We start from the raw sequence: 26,322 nt of genomic DNA, 5'->3' as shown, positions 1-26,322 counted from the left end.
ACATGTCGGGACCGCAAGTCGCCATCGACCTTGGCCGCATCGAGCGCAATGCGCGCACGATCGTCGAGCGCTGCGCATTGTCGGGTATCAAGGTGTTCGGCGTCACCAAGGGCACCTGCGGCATGCCGCAAGTGGCGCGCGCCATGCTGCGCGGCGGCGTCGCCGGCATCGCCGAATCGCGTTTCGAGAACATCCGCCGGCTGCGCGACAGCGGCATCAACGCGCCGATCATGCTGCTGCGCAGCCCGCCGATGGCGCGTGTCGAGGAAGTGGTGCGCACCGTCGACATCAGCCTGCAGTCGGAACTGACCATCATCCGCGAGATTTCGCGCATTGCCGAGCGCATGGGCCGCGTTCACGACATCATGCTTATGATCGACCTCGGCGATCTTCGCGAAGGCATCTGGCCGAGCGATCTTATCCCCACCGTCGAGCAGATCCTGCAGTTCAAGGGCGTGCGCATCGCCGGCATCGGCACCAATCTCGGCTGTTTCGGCGCCATCATGCCGACCGAGGAAAATCTCGGGCAACTCGTCGCCCACGCCTACAAGACCGAGCGTCTGTCCGGCAAAAGCCTCGACTGGATTTCCGGTGGCGCTTCGTCGTCGCTGCCGCTGCTGCTCGAACGCAAGCTGCCGGCCGGCATCAACAATCTGCGTGTCGGCGAAGCGATCCTGCAGGGCGGCGTCGAAACCTTCCGCGATGTGCCGTGGGCTGAACTCGAACCCGATGCCTGCCGCCTGACCAGCGACATCATCGAGGTCAAGCTCAAGCCGTCACGGCCGATCGGGCAATCCGGCTACGACGCCTTCGGCAACCAGCCAGTCTTTCCTGACGAGGGCGACAGGCTGCGCGCCATCGCCAATATCGGCCGCGAGGACGTGCTGGTCGAGGGGCTGACGCCGATCGCCAAGGGGGTGCGGGTGCTCGGCGCCTCAAGCGACCATCTGCTGCTGGATGTGGCCGACGCCGACCCGCCGCCCGCCGTTGGCGACCGTGTCGCCTTCCGCATGAGCTATGGCGCCATGCTGCTGGCGATGACCTCGGAATATGTCGAAAAGGCCCCGATGCACGATGTCGAGGATTTTTCCGGCCGTAAGATGGTGTCGATCTCAGCTGAACAGGGCGCTGCCGGCATCCTGGCCCGGGAAGGCACCGGCGCGCGGCTGGAAGCGATGAATTTCGATGTGGTGGAACTCGCCGATGTCGAGCGGCCGCCGTCAGGGCTGATCCGCCTGGCCGCCGGCGCCGACCGTCGCGTCGCGCACAAGGCGCTGACCGCCACGGCGCGTGCGACGCATTCCTTCGGGCTGATCTGGATCGATTCCATCGCCGCCCTGATGCCCGAGGACGAAGACGGCATCGACCTGCCGGAAGGCTCGGTGCTGGCGCGCGCGCTCGGCCTCGATCACAAGGCGGGTGCGCTGCAGCCACAACTGTCGCCGGAGAATGTCGTCATCGTCGGGCTGCGCCATGCCGATCCGGCTGAAGCGCGGGTGCTGAAGGATTCGCGCGTCTCGGCCTTCACCATGACCGACATCGACGCCATGGGTATGCGCGACCTGATGCACGAAGCGATCCGCATCGCCACATCAGGCACGCAAGGTTTTCACGTCAGCTATTCGCCCGAGGTTACCGAGTTCGCCGGCTGGGCGGCCGGCTCTGGTGGGCTGACCGTGCGCGAAACGCATCAGGCGATGGAGGCGATCGCTCTCTCCGGTGGGCTGCTGTCGATGGATGTTTCAGGCCTGACCGCGGATCTGGAGCCCCGGATAGGCACCGACACGATCAACTTCGTCATGTCGGCGTTCGGCAAGCGAATTTTGTAGTCAGCCCGGCGCTTCGACCGCCGCACGCCATGCGCTGGCGTAGTCGGCCCAGACCGGCTCGGTCGGCGGCTCCATTCTTTCGCCTTTGCCTTGAGCCGTTACCCTGTCCGTTGCAAGCAGCGCGGCACCAATGCTGGTCCCGGTCGCGGCTTCCGAGGCGATGACGGAACGGGCTGTGGCTGCGCCCAGCATGCGTGTGAAGAGAAGGTTGCGGGCAAAGGGCCCTTCGACTGTGGTCGGGCCGGCGGCACCGATCAGGTCGAGGCAGGTCGCCGTCATCAGCGCCAGATAGAACGAGATGGCAGCGAAGCGCTGGCCGCTGTTCACGCCCTCGGTGTTGAGCCACGTCGCAACATGATGCGGGAACGGCCCCGACCCTTGCTGGCCCGACTCTCGCTGGGTCGAGGGCAGCAGCAATGTCTTTCGCGCCAGCACGGCGCCGACATCATCCTCGGTCCAGTTGTCCGGCTGGCCTTCCGTCAGCACGGAAAACTCGCGTCCACCCATGAAGCGAGCGGAGGGGACAGGAGCACCCAATGCACTGACGTTGACCAACGTGTCGCGCGCCGCGTCCAGCACGATCTGCTTGCCGCCGACCGCCATCGACACCACCCAGGTGCCAGTCGAGACCACGGAGAAGGGTGGCGCGTCGGACAGGAGATGCGGCAGCAGCGAGGCGTTGGAATCGTGCAGGCCGCAGAACACCGGCGTCCGCGGATCGAGCCCGGTTCGTGCCGCAAGCACAGGCAGGATCGGACCGAGGCGGTCCTTGGCTGGCCGCACCGGCGCCATCAGCTCGCGCCAGGCCAGGCGGTCGACCAGCGACGAAAAATCCGCCGTCCATGGGTTCCACAGATCGGTGTGGCAGCCGAGCGAAGTCACCTCGTTGGCGGCGACGCCGGTCAGGCGCAGCGCCCAGTACTGCGGATACATCAGCATCGCGGCAGCCCTGGCGAAATCCGCCGCGAAGCTTTTCTGCTGCCAGAAGAATTGCGCGCCGAGATTGAGGCCGAGCGGCAGGCGTGGCGTGCCGGTCTCGGCAAAGGGCGGGCGGATCGCGTCGTAGTCCGCCGCCAGCCTGTCGGGCCCATCGAATTCATAATCGAGGACGGGCAGCACCAGTTCGCCCGCGGCGTCGACCAGCGCGCCCGTCGCACCATGCGTGGTGATCGAAATGGCGTCGATGCGCTGTTCGCGGTTGATGTCGGCAAGGCTGTCGAGGATGAACGTCCACAACGCCTCGACATCCTGATGAGGATAGGGCGCCTGTCGCACCGGCGCATTGGCCATGCGGCGCAGCGCGACCTCACTCAACGTCGCGAGATCGACCAGCGCCACCTTGGCATTGGTCTTGCCGATGTCGATGACGGCGATGTGGCGCATCGCGCTCATGCCATGTGGAACACGGTTTCCAGCGGCACGGCCACCGGCTCGTTGTCCGGCTTGGTCTCCATGATGTCGGCCATGTGAGCCCACCAGCGCTGCATCACCGGATGCCTCGGCAGATCGCCCATGCCATGGCCGTCTCGCCGCCACAGCACGCCAAACAGGATGTTGGTCTCTTCGTCGAGGTGGATCGAGTAATCGGAAACGCCCGCCTGCTTCAGGAGAGCGACCAGCGACGGCCAGATATCGTCGTGACGCTTCTTGTATTCGGCCTTCATGCCCGGCTTGAGCTTCATCTTGAACGCGTATTTCTCAGCCATCATCGTCCTCCGCGCAGCCGCCGCCAGACGATCGGCAGCGCGATGACGATAATCAACAGCAGGCCGATGAAGATCGACATGACGATGCCGGGCACGTTGAGCAGGCCAAGCCCGAAGGTCACCAGCCCCATGATGAAGGCGGCAAGCACGACGCCCAGGATGCTGCCGGCGCCGCCCAGGATGCTGACCCCGCCAAGCACCACCATGGTGATGACTTCGAGCTCATAGCCCTGAGCGATCGACGGCCGCGTCGAGCCGAGCCGCGAGGTGATCAGCACCGAGGCGATGCCAGACATCAGCCCGGTCAGGCAAAACAGGATGAACTTGATGCGGCTGACGCGCACGCCGGAAAACTGGGCCGCGACCGGATTGTTGCCGATGGCAAAGACGCGGCGGCCGAAGCTCGTCCGGTGCAGCACGAGCCAGTAGACGATAGCCGCGATGAGGAAGAGCACCAGCTCGAACGACACCACCCACCACACATAGCCCTGACCGAAGAAGGCAAAGCTTTCAGGGTAACCCTTGTAGGCCTGGTCGCCGAGGATGATGAAGGCGATACCGCGAAACAGGCTCATCGTGCCGATGGTGACGACGATCGACGGCAATCCCAGCCTTGTGACCAGCAGGCCGTTGAAGGCGCCGCAGCCGAGCCCGACGACGATGCCGATCAGCACTAGCACTGGCGTGCCGGCGCCGGCCTGCACGGCCATGCCCATCATGGTCGACGCCAGCGCGATGATGGCGGCGACCGACAGGTCGATCTCGCCGGAAATGATCAGCAGCGCCATGGCGAAGGCGATCAGACCCTTCTCGGTGAAGTTGAAGGTGAGATCCGACAGCGAATAGGGATCGAGGAAATAGGGCGAGGCGAAGCTGTTGATGGCGAAGATGGCGACGGCCACCACGACCAGCAGCGCTTCCCAGGAGAAGATCGCCGAGCTCAGCGGCTTGTCGAGCCGGTCGGGAATGTGGCGCGGGGCAGGGATTTCGGTCATGTCACCGCCTCCACTTTTCTAAGGATGATGCGGCCCTGCTGACGTTCGCTGCGCGCGTTGAGCACGACGGCAAGGATGATGGCGCTGCCCGAAATAGCCATCTGCCAGAAGGGCGAGATGTTGATGACCGGCAGCGCGTTGGAAATGATGCCGAGAAACAACGCGCCAAGCACCGCGCCGCCGACCGATCCGATGCCGCCGGCGATCGAAATGCCGCCGATGACGCAGGCGGCTATGATGTTGAGCTCATAGCCATTGGCGACTTCGACCGAGGCGATCACGTAGCGTGATATCCAGAGGCAGCCGGAAAGGCCGCCGATCATGCCGGAGATGCAGAAGACGATGAATTTCGTCCGGCCGACATCGATGCCGGCATAGACCGATGCAGTCGGGTTGACGCCGATGGCGTAGATCGAGCGGCCGAGCGCCGTGCGCGTCATCAAGACGAAGAACAACGCGATCACCAGGATGGCGATCCACGACAGCACCGGAATACCGAGGAAGGCCGCGCGTTGAAAGCCGATGAAGTCGGGGCTCATCTTGTCGGCATTGACCCAGGCGCCGCCCGACAGGACGAAAGTGGCGCCGCGATAGATGGTCAGCGTGCCCAATGTCACCACGATCGAGGGGATGTTCAGCCGCCAGACCAGCAGGCCGTTGATAGCGCCGAGCACCAGACCGACGACCAGTGCGACGACGATCAGCAGTGGGATCGGGATTGCCGGGTGCGCTGCGTTCAGCATCGCCACCACCATGCCGGTGAAGCAGAGGTTGGACGCCATCGACAGGTCGATCGACCGGGTCAGGATGACAACCATCTGGCCGAGGGCCAGGATCATCAGGATCGAGGTGTCGTTGAATACCTGGCGCAGATTGCCGGGATCGGCGAAGGCCGGGAAGCGTGTCGAGATCAGTCCGATCAGCACGATGATGGCCGCGAGCAGCCAGATTTCGCGGTATTTGAGAAGGGCTTTCATGCCGCGATCCCCGCTGCCGTCCTGACCAGCGTCTCGGCGTCCAGTTCCTTGTTGTCGTAGACCGCCGCGACGAGACCTTCGCGCATGACGACGACGCGGTCGGACATGCCGAGGATTTCGGGCAATTCGGACGACACCATGATCACCGACAGGCCTTGCGCCACCAGCTCGGCCATGAAGCCGTGCACGGCGGCCTTGGAACCGATGTCGATGCCCTTCGTCGGCTCATCGAGGATGATCACCTTGGGCGCTGTCGCCAGCCATTTGGCGATGACGATCTTCTGCTGGTTGCCGCCCGACAAAGTGCCGACATCCTGGCTGAGCGAGGAGGCGCGCAGGTCGAGCCGCTCGGTGTAGGAGCGGGCGAGCGCGAACTCCTCCGACAGCCGCAGCAAGCCGGATTTGGAGGTGAGCTTGAGCGAAGGCAGCGAGACGTTCTGGAAGATCGGCAGGCCGATCACCACGCCTTGCTTGCCGCGCTCCTCCGGCACGTAGACGATGCCGGCATCGATCGAATCCGCCGCCGATTTCGGCGCGATCGTCTTGCCTTCCAGGGTGATCGTGCCGCCCGTGGTGCGGGTGATGCCGGAGATCGCCTGCATCACCTCGCTGCGCCCGGCGCCGACAAGGCCATAGAAGCCGAGGATCTCGCCCCTGTGCAATTCGAAGCCGATGTCGTTGAATTCGGTTGGGTGCGACAAGCCGGAAACGGAAAGCACCGGCGCGCCGATCTCGGCCTTGCGCTGCGGAAAGATGTGGTCGACCGAACGGCCGACCATCATGCGCACGATCTGGCTCTGCCCGGCATCCTTGATCAACCCTTCACCAACCATCTCGCCATCGCGAAACACCGTGTAGCGGTCGGCGATGCGGTAGATCTCGTCGAACTTGTGGCTGATGAACAGGATCGCCTTGCCTTCGCTCTTGAGGAACTCGATGAGCAGGAAAAGCTCCTCGATCTCCTTCATCGAAAGCGCGGCCGTCGGCTCGTCCATGATGACGATCTGGGCGTCGATCGACATCGCACGGGCGACGGCGACGAGATGCTTGTTGGCGATGCCGAGGTCCTTCAGCCTTGTATCGGCGTCGATATGGCCGGCGTGCATTGTATCGAGCACTTCGCGCGCATTTTTGCGCATCGTCCGCCAGTCGATAGTGCCCAAGCGCGTGCGCGGCGCGTGGCCGAGAAAGATGTTTTCAGCCACTGTCAGGTCGTCGAACAGCACGGTTTCCTGATGGATGGCGGTGACGCCATAGCCGAAGGCGGCGTGCGCGCTGGGCAGAGTGACGGCCTGGCCGTCAATGGTGATGGTTCCCGTGTCGGGCTGATAGATGCCGGTCATGATCTTGACCAGCGTCGACTTGCCGGCGCCGTTTTCGCCGATCAGCGCTGTCACCTGGCCCGGATAGAGCGACAGGCTGACATCGTGCAATGCGCGCACGCCGGGAAAGCTCTTGGAGACGCCGGACAGCGCCAGGCGTGGGGCTGCGTCACCCACCCCCTTGTGGGGAAGGTCGCGAACAATTTGAGCGGGGTGGGTGTTGTCTAGCATATCAAGGTCCTGGTGTGTGGAGATGTCGCCACCCCCACCCCGTCTCGCCGATTTTGCTGCGCAAAGCCGGCTCGCCGACCCTCCCCACAAGGGGGAGGGTGCAAGCGTCCGAGATCAATAGATCTTGGAGAACTTCTCGATGTTGCTCTTGTCGAACTGGAAGGGCGGAGCCATCGCAGCCGAGTTGGTGTCGTCGAGCGTGACCTTGCCGACGCGGCCGATCGACAGCGTGGCGCCGGGCTTGGCCTCTTCCTTCTTCACCGCCAGATCATGGGCGAGATAGACGGCCGAGTAGCCGAGGTCGATCGGGTTCCACAGCGCAACCGCCTGAGAGGCGCCGTTATCGATGAACTTCTTGAACTCGGACGGCAGCGCGAGACCGGTGACATTGACCTTGCCGATCAGGTTTTCGTCGGTCACCACCTGGGCGGCGGCAACAACGCCGACGGTGGTCGGTGCGATGATCGCCTTGAGGTTCGGGTAGGACTTCAGCAGGCCCTTGGCTTCGTCCGTGCTCTTGGCCGAATCGTCATCGCCATAGACGGTGGCGACGAGTTTGATCTTGGGGAACTTCTCCGGCAGGATTTTCTTGGCCGCGTCGATCCAGGCGTTCTGGTTGGTCGCGGTGGAAGACGCCGACAGGATGGCGACGTCGCCGCCTTCCGGCAGATAGTCGGCGGCAAGCTTGATGATGGTCTCGCCGATCAGTCCGGTGTCGGACGGGTTGAGGTGAAGCTGGCGGCCCTCCTTGGCGACGCCCGAATCCCAGGAGATGACGGTGATGCCGCGCTCCATGGCCTTCTTCAGCACCGGCACCAGCGCGTCGGCGTCATTGGCCGAAATGGCGATGGCGTTGACCTTCTGGGCGATCAGCGAATTGACCACTTCGATCTGGGCCTCGGCGGTCGCCTTGGTCGGGCCGGTGTAGATGATGTCGACGCCGCCGAGTTCCTTGGCCGCCTCTTCGGCGCCCTTGTTGGCGGCATCGAAGAAGCCGTTGCCGAGCGACTTCACCACCAGCGCGATCTTCACGTTTTCCGCGTAGGCTGCATTCACGAACATGGCGGCCGAGAATGCCGCCGTCACCATCAATTTCTTCAAAAAGCTCATCGAATATCCTCCCTTGAGCGTTGCATTCCATCGCCGCTGCGGGCGTGAGTTGGCCTCAGGCCTGCAGTGAAGATTCTTCCTTGTTGGTTGCCGATTTGCGGGCGACGATCAGCGCCACCCCGGCGGTCTCTAACATCTTGGCTTCGCGATCCTCGATGCCGTCATCGGTGATCACGGTGGCGATGCGCGACAGGCCGCACAGGATCAGGCTGGAGCGTTTGCGGAATTTCGAGGAATCGACCAGCACCACCAGTTCGTCGGCCTGGTCGATCAGCTTCTGCTCCGCCTGGATCAACAGCGGGTCGCCTTCCATCAGCCCGAGCGGCCCCAGCCCCTGCGCGCCCATGAACATGCGGCGTGCGTAGAAATTTCGGGTCACGTCATTGTCGAAGGGCGACAGGATGATGTTCTGTTCGCGGTAGATGGTGCCGCCCGAGAGCATGACCGTGTTCTTGGAATGCTTGAGCAGGTGCTCGGCGATCGGGAACGAATTGGTGAAGATCGGCATGCGGCGGCCGGTCAGGAAATGCACCATCTGGAAGGTGGTGGTGCCGCCATTGATGATGATCGGTTCGCCGTCCTTGCAAAGCTCGACCGCTTCGCGGGCGATCGCCCGTTTCTGCGCGGCGTTGAGGGTTTCGTTGACGGAAAAGGGCCGGCCGGCAAGGCCGATGAACTGCGGCGGCGAGATCGCCTCGGCGCCGCCGCGCACACGGCGCAGGCGCTTCTGCACGTGGAGTGCAGCGATGTCGCGCCGGATCGTCGCCTCGGAGGACTCCGTCAGGTCGACCATCTCCTGCACCGTCACCACAGGCTTTTCCTGGACGGCGGACAGAATGATCCTGTGGCGCTCTTTTTCGTGCATGGTTCCTCCCTGCCCAAACATCTAGGCACCCAAACCGCGCAGTGTCAATCATTTCCGATCATATAATTTCATTGTGCAGTGCAATATGATCGATGTTGATCGTTTGTGATTGACAAGTCGGACGCTTCCGTGGAAATTCGGACCAAATGGGCCGCACCGTTTGCGTGCCTTCGGGAGGATCATCCATGCTCGACAAGCGCACCGGCGCGCGCCTCGCCAATCTGTGGGACGAGGCCAAGGCCCAATCGATGAGTGAGCCGGAGCGGCTGGTCTATCGCTCGAACACGCTCGGTTCCGATAAACGCGTCACCAATTATGGCGGCGGCAACACTTCCTCGAAGATATGGCAGAAAGATCCGCTCACCGGCGAGGACGTCGAAGTGCTCTGGGTCAAGGGCTCGGGCGGCGACAGCGCCTCGATTAAAACAGATGGTTTCGCCACCCTCTACATGGACAAGCTGCGGGCGCTGAAGGGGCTTTACCGTGGCCTTGCGCATGAAGACGAGATGGTCGGCTTCCTGCCGCACTGCACGTTCAATCTGAACCCACGCGCGGCCTCGATCGACACGCCGCTGCATGCTTTCGTGCCGAAACCCTATGTCGATCACATGCATCCCGACGCGATCATTGCCATCGCCGCCGCGAAGGATTCCAAGGCACTGACCAGCGAGATCTTTGGCGATGCCATCGGCTGGCTGCCATGGAAGCGGCCGGGCTTCGAACTCGGCCTGTGGCTGGAGAAGTTCTGCCTCGAACACCCCGCCGCCAAGGGCATCATCCTGGAAAGCCACGGGCTGTTCACCTGGGGTGATACCCCTCGGGAGTGCTACGAGACGACGATCTCTGTGATCAATCAGGCGATCGAATGGTTCGAGCGCCGCTCCGAAGGTCTTGCCATCTTCGGCGGTGAAGCGGTCAAGTCGCTCAAAGCTGCCGAACGCCGCGCCATCGCCGCGAAACTGATGCCGAGGATTCGCGGCCTGATTTCGGAAAAGAGCCACAAGCTTGGCCATTTCGACGACCAGCCCGCCGTACTCGAATTCGTCAACTCCAGGGACTTGCGGCCGCTCGCGGCACTCGGCACCTCATGCCCGGACCATTTCCTGCGCACCAAGATCCGCCCGCTGGTGATCGAATTCGATCCGGCAAAGCCCGATGTCGATGCCGTCATCGCGCGCCTTGCCGACGACATCGCCGCCTATCGCGTCGGCTACCAGGCCTACTACGACAGCTGCAAGCACCCGGATTCGCCCGCCATCCGCGATCCCAATGCGGTGGTCTACCTGATGCCTGGCGTCGGCATGTTCACCTTCGCCGGCGACAAGGCGACGGCTCGCATTTCGGGCGAATTCTATGTCAACGCCATCAACGTCATGCGCGGCGCCTCGACGGTCTCGTCCTATGTCGGCCTACCAGCACAGGAAGCCTTCGACATCGAATACTGGCTGCTCGAGGACCTGAAGCTGCAGCGCATGCCGAAGCCCAAGGCGCTCGCCGGCCAGATCGCGCTGGTCACCGGCGGCGCCGGCGGCATCGGCCGTGCAACCGCCAACCGGCTGCTGCGCGAAGGCGCCTGTGTCGTGCTGGCCGACATCGACGAGACAGCGCTCGCCAGCGCCAATGATGAGCTGGCCAAGGCCTATGGCAAGGATTTCGTCCGGCCGGTGCTGATTAACGTCACCTCGGAGGATCAGGTGATCGCGGGCTTCGCCGAGACGGCGGTCGAGTTCGGCGGCATCGACATTCTGGTGTCGAATGCCGGCCTGGCGTCCTCGGCGCCGATCGAGGAGACGACGCTGGCGCTGTGGAACAAGAACATGGACATCCTGTCGACCGGCTATTTCCTGGTCTCGCGGGAAGCGTTCCGGCTGTTCAGGGTGCAGAAGATCGGTGGCAACGTCGTCTTCGTTGCCTCCAAGAACGGCCTTGCCGCCTCGCCCAATGCCGCAGCCTACTGCACGGCCAAGGCTGCCGAGATCCATCTGGCGCGTTGCCTGGCGCTGGAAGGCGCGGAAGCGCAGATCAGGGTCAATGTCGTCAACCCGGACGCCGTGCTGCGCGGCTCGAAGATATGGACGGGCGAGTGGAAGGAACAACGCGCCGCCGCCTACAAGATGTCGACCGACGACCTGGAGGAGCACTACCGCTCGCGCTCGATGCTTAAGCGCTCGGTGTTCCCCGAGGACATCGCCGAAGCCATCTATTTCTTCGCCTCCGACATGTCGGCCAAGTCCACCGGCAACATCATCAATGTCGACGCGGGCAACGCGCAGAGTTTTACGCGATAATCGTTTGAAAGCGGTGCCGGAGCGCTTCCCTTCTCCCGTCTCTATACGGGGCGAAGGTGCCGGCAGGCGGATGAGGGGCAGCGCCGACCGAACGCATTTTGGGAGGAACAACTATGTCCGAATCCATCATCTCCGCTGACCTCGTCGACAAGGACAATGCCGCGCGCAAGGCCGATCTCGAGCGCGACTACGCCTCGCTCGGCGAGCGCCTCGACCGTCGCGGCATCGCCATCGAAGCCATCCGCGACAAGGTCGAGAAGTTCGCCGTGGCGATCCCGTCCTGGGGCGTCGGCACCGGCGGTACCCGCTTTGCTCGTTTCCCTGGTGCCGGCGAACCGCGTGACATTTTCGACAAGATCGAGGACTGCGCCGTCATCAGGCAATTGACGCAGGCTACGCCGACGGTGTCCCTGCACATTCCGTGGGACAAGGCCGATCCGAACCGGCTGAAGCAGGCGGCCTCGCGGTTCGGCCTCGGCTTCGACGCCATGAATTCCAACACCTTCTCCGATGCGAAGGACCAGACGCTTTCCTATAAATTCGGCTCGCTGTCGCACGCCGATGCCGGCACGCGCCGGCAAGCGGTCGAGCACAATCTCGAATGTATCGAGATCGGCAACACGCTTGGCTCCAGGGCGCTGACGGTGTGGATCGGCGACGGTTCGAACTTCCCCGGCCAGGTCAATTTCGCCAAAGCCTTTGAGCGCTATCTCGACGCCATGAAGGAGGTCTATGCCGGACTGCCGGACGGCTGGAAGCTGTTCACCGAGCACAAGATGTACGAACCGGCTTTCTACTCCACCGTCGTGCAGGACTGGGGCACCAACTACATGATCGCCAAGGAATTGGGCGACAAGGCGTTCTGCCTCGTCGACCTTGGTCACCACGCGCCCAACGTCAACATCGAGATGATCGTGTCGCGGCTGATCCAGTTCAAGAAGCTCGGCGGCTTCCATTTCAACGATTCGAAATATGGCGATGACGACCTCGATGCCGGTTCGATCGATCCCTACCGGCTGTTCCTCGTGTTCAACGAACTGGTCGATGCCGAGCTTTCAAGCGCCGAGGGTTTTGATCCGGCCCATATGCTCGACCAGAGCCACAACGTCACCGATCCGATCGAGAGCCTGATGCTGTCGGCGGTCGAGGTCCAGCGCGCCTATGCGCAGGCGCTGCTGGTCGACCGCAGGGCGCTGGAAGTCTATCAGGACGGCAATGACGCGCTGATGGCGACGCAGACGCTGAAAGCCGCCTACCGCACCGATGTCGAGCCTATCCTCGCCATGGCGCGGCTGAAGACCGGTGGCGCCATCGATCCGGTCGCCGCCTACCGGGCGGCCGGCTACCGCGCCAAGGTGGCGGCGGAACGCCCGGCGGTCGCCGGCGCCTCGGGTGGCATTGTCTGACATCTCAATTGATCCGTCTGGTCCATCATTGACGGGTGGACTCGGCGATCCCAACGGGTTCTTCTAGGCGTCCCCCCGCCTGGAGAACCGCCATGCCTCTCACCCGTCGGACACTGATCGCCGCCAGTCTCTCCATCACCTTCGTCCTGGCGCCATTGACGAGCGCCTTCGCCGCGTCACCCGCGCCAGCCAAGGGCGAGCATGGCATGGTGGTGACAGCCCAGCATCTGGCGTCTGAAGTCGGTGTCGATATCCTGAAGAAGGGCGGCAATGCGGTCGATGCGGCAGTCGCCGTCGGCTATGCGCTCGCCGCCGTCTACCCCAATGCCGGCAACATTGGCGGCGGCGGCTTCATGACCATCCGCTTCAAGGACGGCAAATCGACCTTCCTCGACTTTCGCGAGCGGGCGCCGCTGGCGGCAACCAAGACCATGTATCTCGACAAGGACGGCAATCCGGTGAAGGGCGCCAGCCTTGACGGCTATCTCGCGGTCGGCGTGCCTGGTTCCGTCGCCGGCTTCGAGATGGCGCGCGAAAAATACGGCACCTTGTCCAGACAGGATCTGATGGCGCCGGCCATCGGCTATGCCAAGGACGGATTCGTCCTCAATCAGGGCGATGCCGCCTCCTTTGCCGGCAGTGCCGACAGGTTGGCGAAGGACCCCGCGGCTGCCGCCATCTTCCTGAAACCCGATGGCAAGCCCTATGGCATCGGCGAGCGGCTGGTCCAGCCGGACCTTGCCGCCTCGCTCGCCGCCATTTCCGAGAAAGGCGCTGATGCCTTCTACAAAGGTGCCATTGCCGACGCCATCGTCAAGGCAAGCGGCGCCAAGGGCGGCATCCTGGCCAAGCCGGACTTCGAGCAATATGCGGTTCGCGAACTGAAGCCGGTGACCTGTACCTATCGCGGCTATGAGATCACATCGTCGCCACCGCCAAGCTCCGGCGGCGTCATCATCTGTGAAATCCTCAACGTGCTGGAAGGTTATCCGTTGTCCTATCTCGGCGCCGGTTCCGCCGACACGGTCCATGTCATGGTCGAGGCGATGCGCTATGCCTATGTCGACCGCAATTCAGCACTCGGCGATCCCGATTTCGTCGACAACCCGGTCTCGAAACTGTTGGACAAGGTCTATGCCAAGGACATTCGCGACAAGATCGATCCGTTCCGGGCCGGCGTGTCGCAGGACCTGATGCCGAAGGGCTTTGGCGAGAGCAAGGAGACGACGCATTATTCGATCATCGACAATGACGGCAATGCGGTCGCCGTTACCTATACGCTGAATGGCTCGTTCGGCGCCGGCGTCGTCGCCGACGGCACCGGTATCCTGCTCAACAACGAGATGGACGATTTCACCCAGAAACCCGGGGTGCCCAACCTCTATGGTCTGGTTCAGGGCGAGGCCAATGCCATCCAGCCGAAGAAGACGCCGCTGTCGTCGATGAGCCCGACCGTCGTGGCCAAGGACGGCAAGCCGTTCATGGTCATCGGCAGCCCGGGCGGTTCGCGCATCATCACCATCACGCTGGAAGCCATCGTCAACGTCGTCGACCATGGCATGAACATCCAGGAGGCGATCGACGCGCCGCGCATCCACCACCAGTGGCTCCCCGACACGGTTTACATCGAGCCGTTCGGCCTGTCGCCAGACACCGAAAAACTGCTGGCCGGCATGGGCTACCACCTCGATCTCGGTGATAAGACCTGGGGCCAGGCTGCGGGCATCCTGGTCGGTGGCAAGAGCCTGGCGGAGATCGAGAAGGGCGGCGGCGCGCGCTACAATGGCGCTATCGACAGCCGTGCCGCATCGGGCGAAGCGCTCGGATATTGATGTCTTAATTCACAAGCCGGACCGTCACGAAATCAGCGTGACGGTCGACGCTATCAGCAACAACGCGGCGATGCCGACAAACAGCGCGTAGATGCGCGGCCGGTCGAGCAGCAGCGCGTTTCCCGATATCCAGGCCGATGTGGCGCCGCCAAGTGCAAAGAGGAACCCATTGCGGTGCCCGAAGGTCATCGACGCGGCCATCAACCCACCAATGATCAGCGCGCCGAACACGATGATCACGGCAACCGCATATTTCTCGAAGTCGTTGCCGCTTCCCATGCTTGGACCTATCGCATTCAACGTCGGCAGATCGTCCGGGTCGAAGGGATTGGTCGACCCATATTCGTCTTGACCGGCAGGCTCACGCATTACTCGTTCTCCGTATAGCGGCAACAAATCATCAAGCCTTGCCGAGCGCAACCCGATCACACTGCCCTCGATGCGTTCGGCACGGTCTTCTACACCTTTCCGCCGCAGCGTGCCGCCGACTTTTTTGATTCGTGCCCTTGGCCGTCTTTGATCTCGGATAATCCTGGGCACACCTGCCCGAAGGCTGCCGTGGACCATCCCATCATGGAACGAATTCGTGGAGGAAAAATGATGCCGAACATGGATTGGTCATCCGTGCGGCGATTTTCGGTGGGACGTGACGTCGCACTGTGCGTAGCGTGGCCGAATCGCCTTGCCGTCGCTCGCCGACAGCCTGATCGCTCACGACGCGTCGCATCGCCACAGTTTCATGCGGCGCGTTTCAAGCCGCTGATGGCCTGCGCCGCATCGCTTTGCTCGTTGCTCCGCCCCAGGATGACGAAATGTGAACGTATCCATTGATCGCCAAGGCATGCGGCCAAACTTCTGTCCTGACACCGCGATTTCTATCCGCGAGCCGGCGGCAGCTCGAAGACAGTGGCGCCGTTCTCCTGGCCGCGCTCGACATAGCCGATTAGGTGAAACCATCTTGCGACATCCGACCCCTGGAGCCAGCTGCGCGAGTGAATGGGCAGGTTGCCGGCGAGTGCCTGGATGTGCCTGATATGCCGTTTGCAGAAGCGAATGGTCGCGGCACGGAAGAAATCCTCCTGTGCGGCGAACAGCGTATTGGCAGCGTCGCTGTTCTCATGCCAGGCGATGATCGCCACTGTCTTGTCGCCCTCGACAAGCGCATGCGCACGGCCTTCCTTCAAGTTCATCATCAAATTGTCGTAAGCGATCTTGCTGTCCTTGCCGGCAGCGACGTATTCGTCCGACATCCGCTTGGACAGGCCGCGAAAGACATCCTCGAGATCCCCGAGCGTTGCAGCGCGTGCTCTCATTTCTCCTCCTGGAGCCCCGGCAGGTAGTTTGCCCTAAGGTTGGGGGATCACCAAGCAAATCAAATCCGCTGGTAGGCCAACGAGCGCAAAGTTGTTTCACTCGACGATGTGCTATGACGCCACGGGCAGGCTTCCGCGTCTCCGTTAAGGTGTAGAGATGCGCCGCGAACCCGCCCAAGTCAGGCGGATTTTTCGCGCGTCAGTCTGGGATCGCGCGCATGAGGGGAAATGCACCCCGATCGTCAAGGGCGATAGCGCACAGGCGGAAGGCGGCTTGGCGGTTTAATACCCATGGTAGGTGATGCCGGTAACGTACCAATAGGTCAGCATGATAGCGGCGCCGATAACAACCAGCCGGAGGAAGCCCCTAGCTGGACCGGGATCCATTCTCGACTCGTAGACAAAGCCAGTTCCGCCGCACTTTGTGCAGTTCATCCTCAGTGGTCCAGCGCCCGGCATCTGGCAGTTAGGGCACACGACTTTGACTTGGTGCATAATGCGCCCCTTTAGTCCAGCGGTAGCTTGAATGCCAAGCAACGCTGCGGCGTACTTGAATTTAACGGATATTGGGAGGTGGGACATCATGTCTAAAGGTAGTAGTGGGGGGTAGAGATTTCTTGATCTGTTTTCGCGTACTCTTAGCAGGCCATGGCTGGCAAATCGGTACCATATCCACCAATGCGACGATCATCGCCGTAAATTCAAAAGCGTCGGAGAATTTCATGGGATCGGGCGCCACGCTTGGCATTTCAGTTGGTGCGTGCCGACGTGAACCTCTGCCCACGAAGAACTTCTCATTCATGAGCGCGTCAAGGCAAACGACTGCATAAGGAAGCCGAGTGCGCAGTGCGGCAAATTATTAAGCGATTTCAGATGGATAATGGTGCCCAGAGGCGGAATCCAAGCCAAGAAAATCTAGCTTTGTTTTCAAACGCTTGGAACTCGCACAGCGACAGCACTAACCAACAAAAATACCAACAAAATATTTCTGTGGATTGGTTCGGTTCCCGAATATTGCCTCACTCAACGCAACCGCACATACACTTCAACTCGGAAACCGATCGCCGTGCTACTAGATTTTGGCCTAGACTAGATCACCACCCGATGGGGTGTGGGGATCGATCCGAAGGTCCTCCGGTACGGCCATTCTCCCGATGGGAAATTCCTTTGCTGTCCAGTCGATCGTATTCAGTTATGACCTCTGTGCCCCTTGACATGGCAGAGCGGGATTCAATCCGATTTCTTGCGATAGAAAGATCAATAACTTTCCATCATGAGCAAATTCCAGTGCAAAAACCAGAGCAGGAACGAGGCTGATGCAGAACCAGCGTCGGCCGCGATGCGTTATTTCTGCCGCAACATCATCCCAGAACCTCAGCGTTGGCAAAATCACGATGTGGAGAACCAACCATATCGAATAGGTAGCGTCCGGGCTCCAGAATTCGCCATCGGTCATTTTCCCGTGTGCAAGTTCATGGCGTATCGGGGGTCCGCCGCGAAAGTTGAACAAGAGATCTATCTCGTCAATCAGAGCGGCAGGCATGATCTGCAAAAGCGGTTCCCGGAACTCGCCTAGCAGGCGGCTGAGCATTGCCTCTTCCCGGGTGCCATCCTGATTGATGCGATTGGTTTCGACACCCGACGAACTGAGCTCGACTTTGTACGTTAGGTGGCGAAGCACAGGGCTTGGGCCATTCGCAGGATGCGCTCTTGCGGGATATTTTGTCGCTCCCGGTTTGGCGGGGAGTGTTGATTAATATCGCCGATCCAGATTGCGAGGCGGACGGCGCCGATGGCGTCGCTGAACGTCAGGCTGGTTTTTCGGTACCACGCTGCGGCGTATGGGGTGGTAGTGCCGGTGAGCAGATCGCAGGCCCATAGCGATATGAAGCTGTAGAGCCCGAGCAATGCCGGGGTGGTTCGTGCAATGGCCTTGTCGGACTATTGCCGCTGGGTCTCAACGCCAAGATGGGCACGGGTCTCAGCGAACGTGACCTCGATCTGCCAGCGCCGGACGAACAGGGCGATGATTTCGGCGGGCTCGAGGGGATGTCCGTGCTGAAGAAGGCTTGAGGGGCGCGTTTGCCATCGGGATCCCGGACCAGCACCCAGCGGATCGGCATTACCGGGGTACCGGGCCTGTACCACAAGGCGGTATCAGACGTGATCTCGAGCGTCTTGCCTTCGACATGGCCATACCAGGCGGACACGATGATCCTGGCCCAGGTCGTGGCGGGGTTGGACAGGAGTGTCTTGAGCTTTGGTAGCGCTGGACCTTTTTGCGCTGGCCGACCGACGGTGCGCGTGGTCCGCTTTGACGGCGGCGCAAACAGGCTGGCATCCAGTCGCAGCCGGCTGATGAGCGTTGCCCTGGCAGTGATGGCATGGGCCAGTTCATGGACGGCAAAGCTGCTGTCGCCCACGAAGATGATGCGGCGCCCCGGCAGCCAGCGACAGAGTTGCAGTGCGCCCTGCCGCGCCCAGTCGGTCAGCAGCTTGTGGCGCCGCCCGCGTTGATGGTCGGATCGCTCGGACGGAGCAAGCAGGGTCAAGACCGGCAAGGCCTTTACCAGGCTTGTCCATGGCACCGGGGTTAGCACCATGAAGCTCAACCAGCGCAGGCCACTGGCTTTGACGAAATGGCCATGGCTGGAGCGCACTGGATCCCGGTAGATGCCCCGTGCGCTGATCCGGCGTCCCCATCGTCGTTCGATGGTGTCGTCCATGCCAATGACGATGAGGCCATCTGGCACGAGCCGTTCGACCACAAGGCCCAGCAATCGCCTGGCAATGCTGCGGGGGCTCCAGCAGGCTCGGTTGAGGATCTGGTGGTAGCTTGCAAAGTTGGCGGCCTCGGCCCGGCCGGTCATGCGTAGGCAGGAACTGACGGTCCGCTTGCCCGGCGCCAGCAAAGCTCCCATGATCAGAACAAGGACATGTTCCCAACTGGGCGCTGTGAAGCAGGTGCGCAACGCTTGAAGCCACTGGCGCAGGATCTGGGGAACGGCATCGCCGACAGCGGCGCTGGGATGGTGCAGCATCCCATGCTTCGAATCCCGGCCAGCACATGTTGCAAGGCAATGACCGTGCGGCGAAGTGAATCAGGCCTGCCCGGGCCCGCGGCAGCTATGACTGCACAATGGAAAAGGACGACGTGGCCCTGGCATCGAAGCGTTCGACGAGGCCAATGGTGGCGGCGTTGGCTGCTACCAGGACAAAGGTGCCTACCACCTGTACCTGCTGGCAACCGAGGCGCCGATCGCCCGTCTCAAGCCGACCGGCAGAGGCGATGAGGTCAGCATCGCCTACTGGTCACACCGCCGAAAATGGGAAGACATCGACGATATGGGCGGCTGTGTCCTGCCCCTCGATCAGGCGCTCAGCCACATCGCAACCAACAGCCTTTTCTGGAGCTGGACCTGACCAGAACGTACAAAGCCGAGCTGAGGATGTGGGTTAGATTAGGCGCAGGGCGAGGAACTTTACTTTATCGCGACGGCTAGAGCGTCCGACCCGGATGGGTTTGCGGCGTTGGCCGCAACATACGCGGCATCGGCTTCGCCGAAAGTGGTTCAATGACCAGACTAAAGTGAGCAACAGATATTCGAATTAGCCGCAATCGCAAATCGGCAAAGGAATTCTGGCCTTCTAGGTCCGGTTGGTGTCGTCGGATTTCCATTGTTCCATCATCATCGTCATCCACGGCCCGAATTCTTGCCAGTTCTCGCGATCCCACGCTGTCAACGTGTGCATTATTGCGGAGCGACCTTCGCCGGCAGAACAGTTGGCCGTCTCGCACCCTTGTTAGGACTGCGGAGATAAAATGGCCCAAGGTGTAATAGTCAGCATCCGAAATTCGCATTGCGGGCTACCGTCTGGCCAACAAGAACAGGACGGTAAAAATCAAACCGCCAATCAACCCCAGCACGCCAAAGAGGAACGCTGCCAGCGCTGTCACCAAAAGGCCTATGCCTATCCCCCCAATGCGGATTGATGCAAGGCCGGCGGCGACCAAAACCGCCACGACATAGCCAAACCAATGGCCGAAACCAACGCCGCTGTACAGCCAGACTGCTACTGCAACGACCGCAACAATACCGGCAAGGCCAACTCCCATGAGAAGCCGCTCGATCAATCGATCCGTGGCAGCCGCGTCTAACCGTTCCCAAGGTGACTGCTGGTTTGCGCTCATGTCGCCCTCCCATATGCCCATCGATCATCCAAGCACAAACGGCCCCAATCCTCAATTGCACGACTGGATGGGCTTGGTGGGGATGGTACCTCGCACCCAGCGCCGTCGCGACTTTTCAACGATCACGTAGCCGATAGCCGGGAGAAACGTCTTAGGAACAATCGTGCCTCGACATATTGGCTAAACATGTTGCTGGGATCGTGCCAAATCGCCCACGCATCATCCGACACCCTTTCCCAAACCCGCGCGGATTAAATACCGCCCACGGCGACAATCGGAAGTGATTGTGCTGCCTGAACGGTTGATTAGTAGATTGGTTAGTTGGTCACTAAGCGAAAATCGCCAAACCCCATGGTTCCCGGCCTTTTTTAGGGATTGACTGGCGGGGGAAGGCGTCTTTCGATTTCTCGCCATGCCGTTGAAAAAATTGAGCTTTCTACTTGTTATGCACCATGTATTGGTAGCCTGCCAGACAAATCGATCCCACATTTTAGGAATATCGCCGACGTGCTCCAGTCCGACATCGGACGGTCGGCCCGCAGGCATGGACAATCGGCCCTCGACTACTTATGCACCCGAACGGTATCAGACGGCGTTAGAATGTTCTCACTAAAAGCGCCTGAACCCGTTCGGGATCAATATGAGCTATGATACCGTTCGGGAGCGAATCTTCTTGAAAGTCTGAAGAAGCAAGGCTATGTTCCCGCTCGGGAGCAAAGCATGGCCAAAAGAATGCAATTTACGGGCGCTGGCAGCGCGACAGACATCGCAAAGCTGCTTGCGCAGGCGGGTCCTGCCCAGAATCTGACGAAGCTTCTCACGGATCTCAAATCGTCTGACGATACCTTTAGAAACGCCACTCGAGCCCTGTCGCGCCACAATGCCACGATCAAGAACTCTTTGCAGGCGGGAGAGATCGCTAAGGCGCTTTCCCAGATTCCCTCTTCTCAAGACCTGGCGAAACACATCGCACACATCAATGCTTCCAGTGAAGCGCTCGAAGCGGCCAGCAAGGACTTGTTGCATCGTAATGAGACGATCAGGAAATCAGTCAATGCGACGGGGACCGTCGAGGCACTTTCCCGCGTCAACGCTCTGGGGGACCTGACCAAACAACTGACCGGCGCAATACCGCAGGTCAACCTGAAGCTTCCTGGTGTTTCACAACTCATCACGGTTGCCCTGCCCAGAACGCTTCCCGACGCTTATCTGCTGCGCGGCAGCGAGACTAACGACGAGGACGAGGACGCCGGCGCGGCCTCACCGCGCCATAGCGGGACGGATACCTTAGGACTGGAGATCGTCTCTGCCTCAGATATTGGGCGGCTAGTCCGGCGCGCCCGCGAGGCCCGACATCTCTCGCAGCAAAGTTTCGCTGACCTTGCTGGAGTGGGGCGCAGGTTTTTATCCGAACTGGAAAACGGCAAACCCACACTTGAATTGGGTAAGGTCCTGAAGGTCGCGCAAGCCGCCGGCATATCGCTGCTTGCTCAGGTGCGCTGATACAATGGAGGTGCTTGCCCTTGATGTGCGGTTGGACGGTTTCGTCGATCCGATCGGCGCCCTCGTGCGTGACGAAAACGGCTCAGTCGCCTTCGTCTACAAGGCAGACTACCTTCGAAGATCAGATGCGACCGCCTTATCGCTATCCCTTCCGCTTGCCGAAGAACCTTACCGTGACGTTATAGCGCGAGCATTCTTCGACAACCTTCTGCAGGAGCGCAACGGCGTGCTCACCGACGTGCTGGCACGAGAAGGCCTGACCCGCGATGACATAGCTGGCCTGCTATATCACCTTGGAAAAGACTGTGCCGGAGCACTTTCCGTTCTTCCGTCAGGATCGCCGCCGACAAAAGTCCCGGGCGACTACGAAAGCGACTATGTACCCATTCCGCAGGATCGCATGATCGCGATCGTCGAAGCACTCCATCAGCGCAAACGCCTGCCGGACGGAACTGAAGATCCGTCCCCTTTGGCAGGCGTGCAAAGCAAGATAGCCCTGACTGTTCTGCCGGACGGTAGGTTTGCCGAGCCGAAGCGGGGATCGGGGGGCCCGACGACACACATCCTGAAAGTGCCCGATCGCGATCATCAGCAGGATGCCCGGTATGAGGCCGAGGCGATGAGGCTTTCCGGGGCGCTGGGGTTCGACACGGCCGAAGTCTCTGTAGTGCCGATTGGCGGGATCGAGACCCTACTCGTGACCCGCTTCGACCGAGGCAGAGACCGACAGAACAGGATCGTGCGTCTTCATCAGGAGGATTTCGCGCAGGCCCTCGGTTTGCCGGTCTCGATGAAGTACGAAAGGCGTGGCAAGGCAGGCCGGCGCTTCGACGTTTCGGGCATCCGCAGGATACTTGAGGCGACGGTCGATCCCGCCCAGGCGAAGGAAACCTTCATCAGGGCCACGATATTTGATCTCCTGATAGGCAATAACGATGGACATGCAAAAAACTTCGCCCTGCTCTATGAACCTGGAGGCAGAATCCACTTTGCGCCGCGTTACGATATCTTGCCGACCAGGCTCGACGACACTCTGACCGACGAGCTCGCTTACAGGATCGGTGAGGCGGAAACGCTCGATGAAGTTACCCCAGAACAGCTTAATGCGTTTCTCCTGGCGCTGGGAATAGAAAGTGCTGCGGCACGCAAACGCATGCACCAGCGTTATCCGTCCGAGATTGCATTAGGCCTCGCGGACTGTCTCGGCGCTCTTGAAAAGCGTCAGGTGAAGAGTTTGGCGGACTTGATCGCTACCAACATGCGCATGCTTCTCGGTGCGATGCGGTTGGAAATACCCCAAGCGGCCAGGGACCGAGACGCGTTCATTGGCCTAGCTGGCGGATGGCTGATGAGTTGAATCTATCGATGGAGACATGCCTCCATGTCTGGCGGAACGCGAGGATTGTACCAACAACGACGGGTTACGTTTTCCGGGACTGGTATCAGATTATTCGACACGTATGCAGAAACTATGTCGGCGGAGAGTGATACCAAGTCGGCGTTGTCGTGCTGCTCGTCGGATGCAGTCATCGTGCTTTCATTTTCCATTAACGTCCCGTTTGTGCCGTTTGTGGGGCTATATTGCCGAGAGGGTTTTTGCAAGAACCGCGGTTTGGATGAACCCATTTGGCCCGCTTCGCGCCTATAATCGGCCGTTACCAAGTCTTTCTCTGACTTTCGAAAGCCGCCATTCATCGCAAACGGATCGAAGGCCTAAAAGGGCGGCAAGCGGCTCCTTGGCCGAGATGGTCGCGAGCCGGTTCGCCCGTGGCGTACACGCTTGCCGAGGTGCGGGCACTCACGCCGGTCCGCGACAGCGTCGAAAAGCGAGCGCCCCGGCCTGACCTTCGGGACGTCTTTCTCTGCCATGCGTGGGACGACCGGAGAGGGGCCGCCACGGAACTGCACGATCTGCTCGAGTTGCGCGGTGTCTCGGTCTGGTTCAGCGAGAAGGACGTCGCCCTCGGCACGCGGTTGCTCCGCGAAATCGACAAGGGCGACGAAGTCGCGAGTCGGGATCGTGCTGGTGACCCCTGCGCTGCTGCGCCGCCTCCAAGGAGAGGGCATCGCCGACAAAGAATTATCGGCACTCCTAGCGCGTGACCTGCTCGTCCCCATTGTGCACGACACGACGTACGAAGCTCTCCGCGAAGTCAGCCCCCTGCTCGGTTCGCGAAGCGGGCTGAGTACTGCAGAAAATCTGATGGCAGACGTCGCGGCCAAGCTCGCCGAGCTGGTCGCCCTGTAGCTCTATTACCGGGGTGGCCGGCCCCACGTCGCACAAGCGGTCCGGGCGCCGGCGTGGTGTCAGCCGCCGGGCCGCCGCGCCAGTGTACTTCTACCCCCATTGCTACGACCGCTGCTACCATTTCGACCCCGTTAACACGGGTTTGCATCGGGCGATCCGTTGCGCGTCTTGCCGGTGAAGCGCACGTTTGAGCGACTACTTCATCGATCCGAGCTCTTGGCGCGGATCTCCGCTATGGGTTCGTTCTGCGGCCCCTCTGTCGATGCCGAGAACGTGAAGAAAAATGAGGTTCGTTACAAGGGCGAAATGACGAAAAGGACTACTTGTACCACTGGTTCTTAATATAGTTGGTAGCATCGTCCGACAGATTGTGCATGCCGCTTCGTTGTTCATGGCGTCGACGACATATACGTATTGCGAGTATGCATAGCGGACCAGACGTGCGCCGCCGCATGGCTGGCCGTATAGGACGGGTTCACATACAGAAAGACTTGTGGATTTTGGCCCAGTTCCCAAGCTCTTTGAGCTTGGATGTTACCCCGTCGTAGTTCTGGCCGGGCTGATACAAATCGTACGAAATATGTTGGTTGTTTGCCAATCTGGCTTCCTGTTTCAGAGCCGGCCTTGCCTACCGCTAAGCTTTCTTATCACCAGTATGTGGTTATCACGTAACAGGTGAGTCTGCTTTTTCCGTTCAGCTCTACAAAGCCCCCGTCCCCTCGCGGCCGAAGACGAGCCCGGCTCCGACCCCTGTTTCGGCCGGCGCGTGCCCTGCTTCAAATTCCGCCCATACAGAGATATTTCATTTCGAGGTAGTCCTCGAGCCCATGGCGGGACCCCTCCCGCCCGATGCCGGATTGCTTCATTCCTCCGAAAGGAGCTGCTTCCGAGGACATTCGTCCTGTATTGATGCCCACCATGCCATATTCCAAAGCTTCGGCCACGCGCCACACGCGTTTCAGGTTGGAGGCATAAAAGTAGGCTGCGAGCCCGTAGATTGTGTCATTGGCCTCGCGGACAACCTGATCCGCATCTTGGAAGCGAATGATAGGTGCTAGGGGTCCGAAGGTCTCCTCCTGCGCCACTGTCATCGCGCGAGAAACCTCGGTGAGGACAGTCGGTTGAAAAAGTGTGCCTTCCATGCCGACGCGATCGCCCCCGCATCGAACGATTCCGCCTTTCGCAACGGCATCGGCGATATGGGATTCGATCTTTGCCAGAGCGCGTTTGTCGATGAGCGGCCCAATGGACACCCCCGGATCGAAGCCGTCACCGACTGAAAGCTGGCAAACCTTTTCGGCGAGCTTTTCGACGAACTCATCGTGGACGCCGGATTGGACGTAAAGGCGATTTGCAGAAACGCAAGTCTGGCCGGCATTGCGGAATTTCGCCTGGATCGCACCGTCAACGGCAGCATCGATATCTGCATCGTCAAAGACGATGAAAGGCGCATTTCCGCCGAGCTCAAGGCTGACTTTCTTGATCTGGTCCGAGCATTGACGCATGAGGAGCCGGCCGACCTCGGTCGAGCCCGTGAAGCTGATCTTGCGGACCTTGGCGTTGGAGCAGAGTTCGCGGCCGATAGCGTCGCCTTCGGAAGCGTAGATAAGGTTGACCACGCCTTCGGGAAAACCGGCCAGCTGGGCCAGGGCGAACATAGCGCCTGCCACGAGTGGCGTCTGTTCAGCAGGTTTCAGCACGATTGTGCAGCCGGCGGCGAGAGCCGGCGAAATCTTGCGCGCAACCATGGAGGCGGGAAAATTCCATGGCGTGATCGTACCAACGACGCCGATCGGCTGCTTGATCACCAGCATGCGGCGGTCTGTTGATGGTGCAGAGATCGTTTCCCCGTAGATGCGATTGGCCTCTTCAGCGTACCATTGCAGATACGCAGCCGCATGGGTTACCTCCGACTTCGCTTCGGCGAGTGGCTTGCCCATCTCTGCGGTGAGAATGGCAGCGAGGTCGTCGGCGTGATCCACGATTAGTTGGTGCCAGCGCCAGAGTATATCGCTGCGCTCCCGGGCCGTCAGGGCTGCCCACCCAGGCTGTGCGCAATGGGCCTTGTCAATGGCGGCGCGCGTTTCTTCGACACCCATGTCGGGGAGTTCGGCCAGCAATTCGCCGGTCGATGGACTAGTGACCTCGAACGTCCGCGCGCTAACCGGCGTGCCCAATGCCGGCATACGGTCGATGCCAGCGAACAGCTCGCGAGACTTGAGGTAGCGGATCATCGGCTGAAAAATGGGCAAAAGGGGCTCTCCTCAACGCGATGGATATGTCTGCTGGCGGCGTGGATACGTATCTTCGCCTTCGCCCGTCGCATAGGACCTCGTACGGATGGCAGTTAGACCTCCTCGACGGAAGGAAGTATCGGAAGTTGGCTCTCAGAGCATCTCTCCGAGCATCTTGATCGGTTGTACGCTCTTACGGTCGCCCGGCCCGATCAGACCAGCAATGTACAGCGGACACATCCGGCGCCGAGCTGGATGCGAAAGACCTGCC

21 protein-coding genes are annotated in these 26,322 nt (G+C 60.9%); 8 read left to right on the top strand and 13 right to left on the bottom strand.

Translation table 11 applies throughout. From position 1 onward, the window contains the following. The first annotated feature begins 2 nt into the window (after positions 1-2). Positions 3-1,829 carry an alanine racemase gene (locus AC07FD_RS20165; RefSeq protein ID WP_478351275.1) on the top strand — a complete coding sequence of 609 codons (1,827 nt, stop codon included), beginning with the start codon at positions 3-5 and terminating at the stop codon, positions 1,827-1,829. Here AC07FD_RS20165 and AC07FD_RS20160 read toward each other — a convergent pair whose 3' ends face one another. From AC07FD_RS20160 to AC07FD_RS20130, 7 genes are all read right to left on the bottom strand, one after another. Beyond that, positions 1,830-3,221 (bottom strand): FGGY-family carbohydrate kinase, encoded by a 1,392-nt coding sequence (locus AC07FD_RS20160; RefSeq protein WP_478351274.1) that lies wholly within the window; start codon positions 3,219-3,221, stop codon positions 1,830-1,832. Further along, the gene (gene rhaM, locus AC07FD_RS20155; RefSeq protein WP_478351273.1) at positions 3,218-3,535 is read right to left on the bottom strand and encodes an L-rhamnose mutarotase; all 318 of its coding nucleotides are present in this window, start codon (positions 3,533-3,535) and stop codon (positions 3,218-3,220) included. Before rhaM ends, AC07FD_RS20160 begins: the two co-directional genes overlap by 4 nt. Next, on the bottom strand, positions 3,535-4,530 hold the full coding sequence (locus tag AC07FD_RS20150) for an ABC transporter permease (RefSeq protein WP_478351272.1): 996 nt from the start codon (positions 4,528-4,530) through the stop codon (positions 3,535-3,537). Before AC07FD_RS20150 ends, rhaM begins: the two co-directional genes overlap by 1 nt. After that, positions 4,527-5,507 carry an ABC transporter permease gene (locus AC07FD_RS20145; RefSeq protein ID WP_478351271.1) on the bottom strand — a complete coding sequence of 327 codons (981 nt, stop codon included), beginning with the start codon at positions 5,505-5,507 and terminating at the stop codon, positions 4,527-4,529. The genes AC07FD_RS20150 and AC07FD_RS20145 overlap by 4 nt, the downstream gene beginning before the upstream one ends. Continuing rightward, positions 5,504-7,060 (bottom strand): sugar ABC transporter ATP-binding protein, encoded by a 1,557-nt coding sequence (locus AC07FD_RS20140; protein WP_478351270.1) that lies wholly within the window; start codon positions 7,058-7,060, stop codon positions 5,504-5,506. The genes AC07FD_RS20145 and AC07FD_RS20140 overlap by 4 nt, the downstream gene beginning before the upstream one ends. Before the next feature lie 114 nt (positions 7,061-7,174). After that, positions 7,175-8,170 (bottom strand): rhamnose ABC transporter substrate-binding protein, encoded by a 996-nt coding sequence (gene rhaS / locus AC07FD_RS20135; RefSeq protein ID WP_457150999.1) that lies wholly within the window; start codon positions 8,168-8,170, stop codon positions 7,175-7,177. A gap of 55 nt (positions 8,171-8,225) precedes the next feature. Next, positions 8,226-9,035, bottom strand: a complete 810-nt coding sequence (locus AC07FD_RS20130; protein WP_457151000.1) for a DeoR/GlpR family DNA-binding transcription regulator — start codon at positions 9,033-9,035, stop codon at positions 8,226-8,228. Positions 9,036-9,220: 185 nt separating this feature from the next. Between AC07FD_RS20130 and AC07FD_RS20125 the strand changes: the two genes are divergently transcribed. The 3 genes from AC07FD_RS20125 to ggt all read left to right on the top strand — a co-directional run bounded on the left by AC07FD_RS20125 (position 9,221) and on the right by ggt (position 14,561). Continuing rightward, a complete protein-coding gene (locus AC07FD_RS20125) occupies positions 9,221-11,323 on the top strand; it encodes a bifunctional rhamnulose-1-phosphate aldolase/short-chain dehydrogenase (RefSeq protein ID WP_478351269.1) in 2,103 nt (700 codons plus the stop codon). A 113-nt stretch (positions 11,324-11,436) separates the two neighbouring features. Then, the gene (rhaI, locus tag AC07FD_RS20120) at positions 11,437-12,729 is read left to right on the top strand and encodes an L-rhamnose catabolism isomerase (RefSeq protein ID WP_478351268.1); all 1,293 of its coding nucleotides are present in this window, start codon (positions 11,437-11,439) and stop codon (positions 12,727-12,729) included. A 92-nt stretch (positions 12,730-12,821) separates the two neighbouring features. Beyond that, the gene (gene ggt / locus AC07FD_RS20115; protein ID WP_478351267.1) at positions 12,822-14,561 is read left to right on the top strand and encodes a gamma-glutamyltransferase; all 1,740 of its coding nucleotides are present in this window, start codon (positions 12,822-12,824) and stop codon (positions 14,559-14,561) included. Between the two features lie 24 nt (positions 14,562-14,585). On the opposite strand, the gene AC07FD_RS20110 is transcribed toward ggt, so the two are convergent. From AC07FD_RS20110 to AC07FD_RS20090, 5 genes are all read right to left on the bottom strand, one after another. Next, the gene (locus AC07FD_RS20110; RefSeq protein WP_206073701.1) at positions 14,586-14,840 is read right to left on the bottom strand and encodes a hypothetical protein; all 255 of its coding nucleotides are present in this window, start codon (positions 14,838-14,840) and stop codon (positions 14,586-14,588) included. A 596-nt stretch (positions 14,841-15,436) separates the two neighbouring features. Next, positions 15,437-15,874, bottom strand: a complete 438-nt coding sequence (locus tag AC07FD_RS20105; RefSeq protein ID WP_095082202.1) for a hypothetical protein — start codon at positions 15,872-15,874, stop codon at positions 15,437-15,439. A gap of 1,192 nt (positions 15,875-17,066) precedes the next feature. Beyond that, on the bottom strand, positions 17,067-17,465 hold the full coding sequence (locus tag AC07FD_RS20100) for a hypothetical protein (RefSeq protein ID WP_143748680.1): 399 nt from the start codon (positions 17,463-17,465) through the stop codon (positions 17,067-17,069). A 217-nt stretch (positions 17,466-17,682) separates the two neighbouring features. Further along, positions 17,683-18,915: an IS701 family transposase gene (locus AC07FD_RS20095; protein ID WP_245331023.1), complete on the bottom strand. Its 1,233-nt coding sequence runs from the start codon at positions 18,913-18,915 to the stop codon at positions 17,683-17,685. 827 nt (positions 18,916-19,742) lie between these two features. After that, the gene (locus tag AC07FD_RS20090; RefSeq protein WP_143748679.1) at positions 19,743-20,066 is read right to left on the bottom strand and encodes a hypothetical protein; all 324 of its coding nucleotides are present in this window, start codon (positions 20,064-20,066) and stop codon (positions 19,743-19,745) included. Positions 20,067-20,786: 720 nt separating this feature from the next. On the opposite strand from AC07FD_RS20090, the gene AC07FD_RS20085 reads away from it, so the two are divergent. From AC07FD_RS20085 to AC07FD_RS20070, 4 genes are all read left to right on the top strand, one after another. Beyond that, the gene (locus AC07FD_RS20085; protein ID WP_206073678.1) at positions 20,787-21,569 is read left to right on the top strand and encodes a helix-turn-helix transcriptional regulator; all 783 of its coding nucleotides are present in this window, start codon (positions 20,787-20,789) and stop codon (positions 21,567-21,569) included. Positions 21,570-21,573: 4 nt separating this feature from the next. Then, positions 21,574-22,926, top strand: coding sequence for a HipA domain-containing protein (locus AC07FD_RS20080; RefSeq protein ID WP_095082132.1), 1,353 nt, complete (start codon positions 21,574-21,576; stop codon positions 22,924-22,926). Between the two features lie 410 nt (positions 22,927-23,336). Further along, complete coding sequence (locus AC07FD_RS20075) at positions 23,337-23,672, top strand: toll/interleukin-1 receptor domain-containing protein (protein ID WP_342586850.1); 336 nt, start codon at positions 23,337-23,339, stop codon at positions 23,670-23,672. Continuing rightward, positions 23,596-23,817 (top strand): hypothetical protein, encoded by a 222-nt coding sequence (locus tag AC07FD_RS20070; RefSeq protein WP_465264470.1) that lies wholly within the window; start codon positions 23,596-23,598, stop codon positions 23,815-23,817. Before AC07FD_RS20075 ends, AC07FD_RS20070 begins: the two co-directional genes overlap by 77 nt. Before the next feature lie 776 nt (positions 23,818-24,593). On the opposite strand, the gene AC07FD_RS20065 is transcribed toward AC07FD_RS20070, so the two are convergent. Further along, positions 24,594-26,051 (bottom strand): NAD-dependent succinate-semialdehyde dehydrogenase, encoded by a 1,458-nt coding sequence (locus AC07FD_RS20065; protein ID WP_378922012.1) that lies wholly within the window; start codon positions 26,049-26,051, stop codon positions 24,594-24,596. Positions 26,052-26,322: the final 271 nt, after the last annotated feature.

Source organism: Mesorhizobium waitakense, from assembly GCF_056431085.1.
Note: the sequence above shows the minus strand (reverse complement) of the source record. Positions and strands in the feature narration are given on the sequence as shown.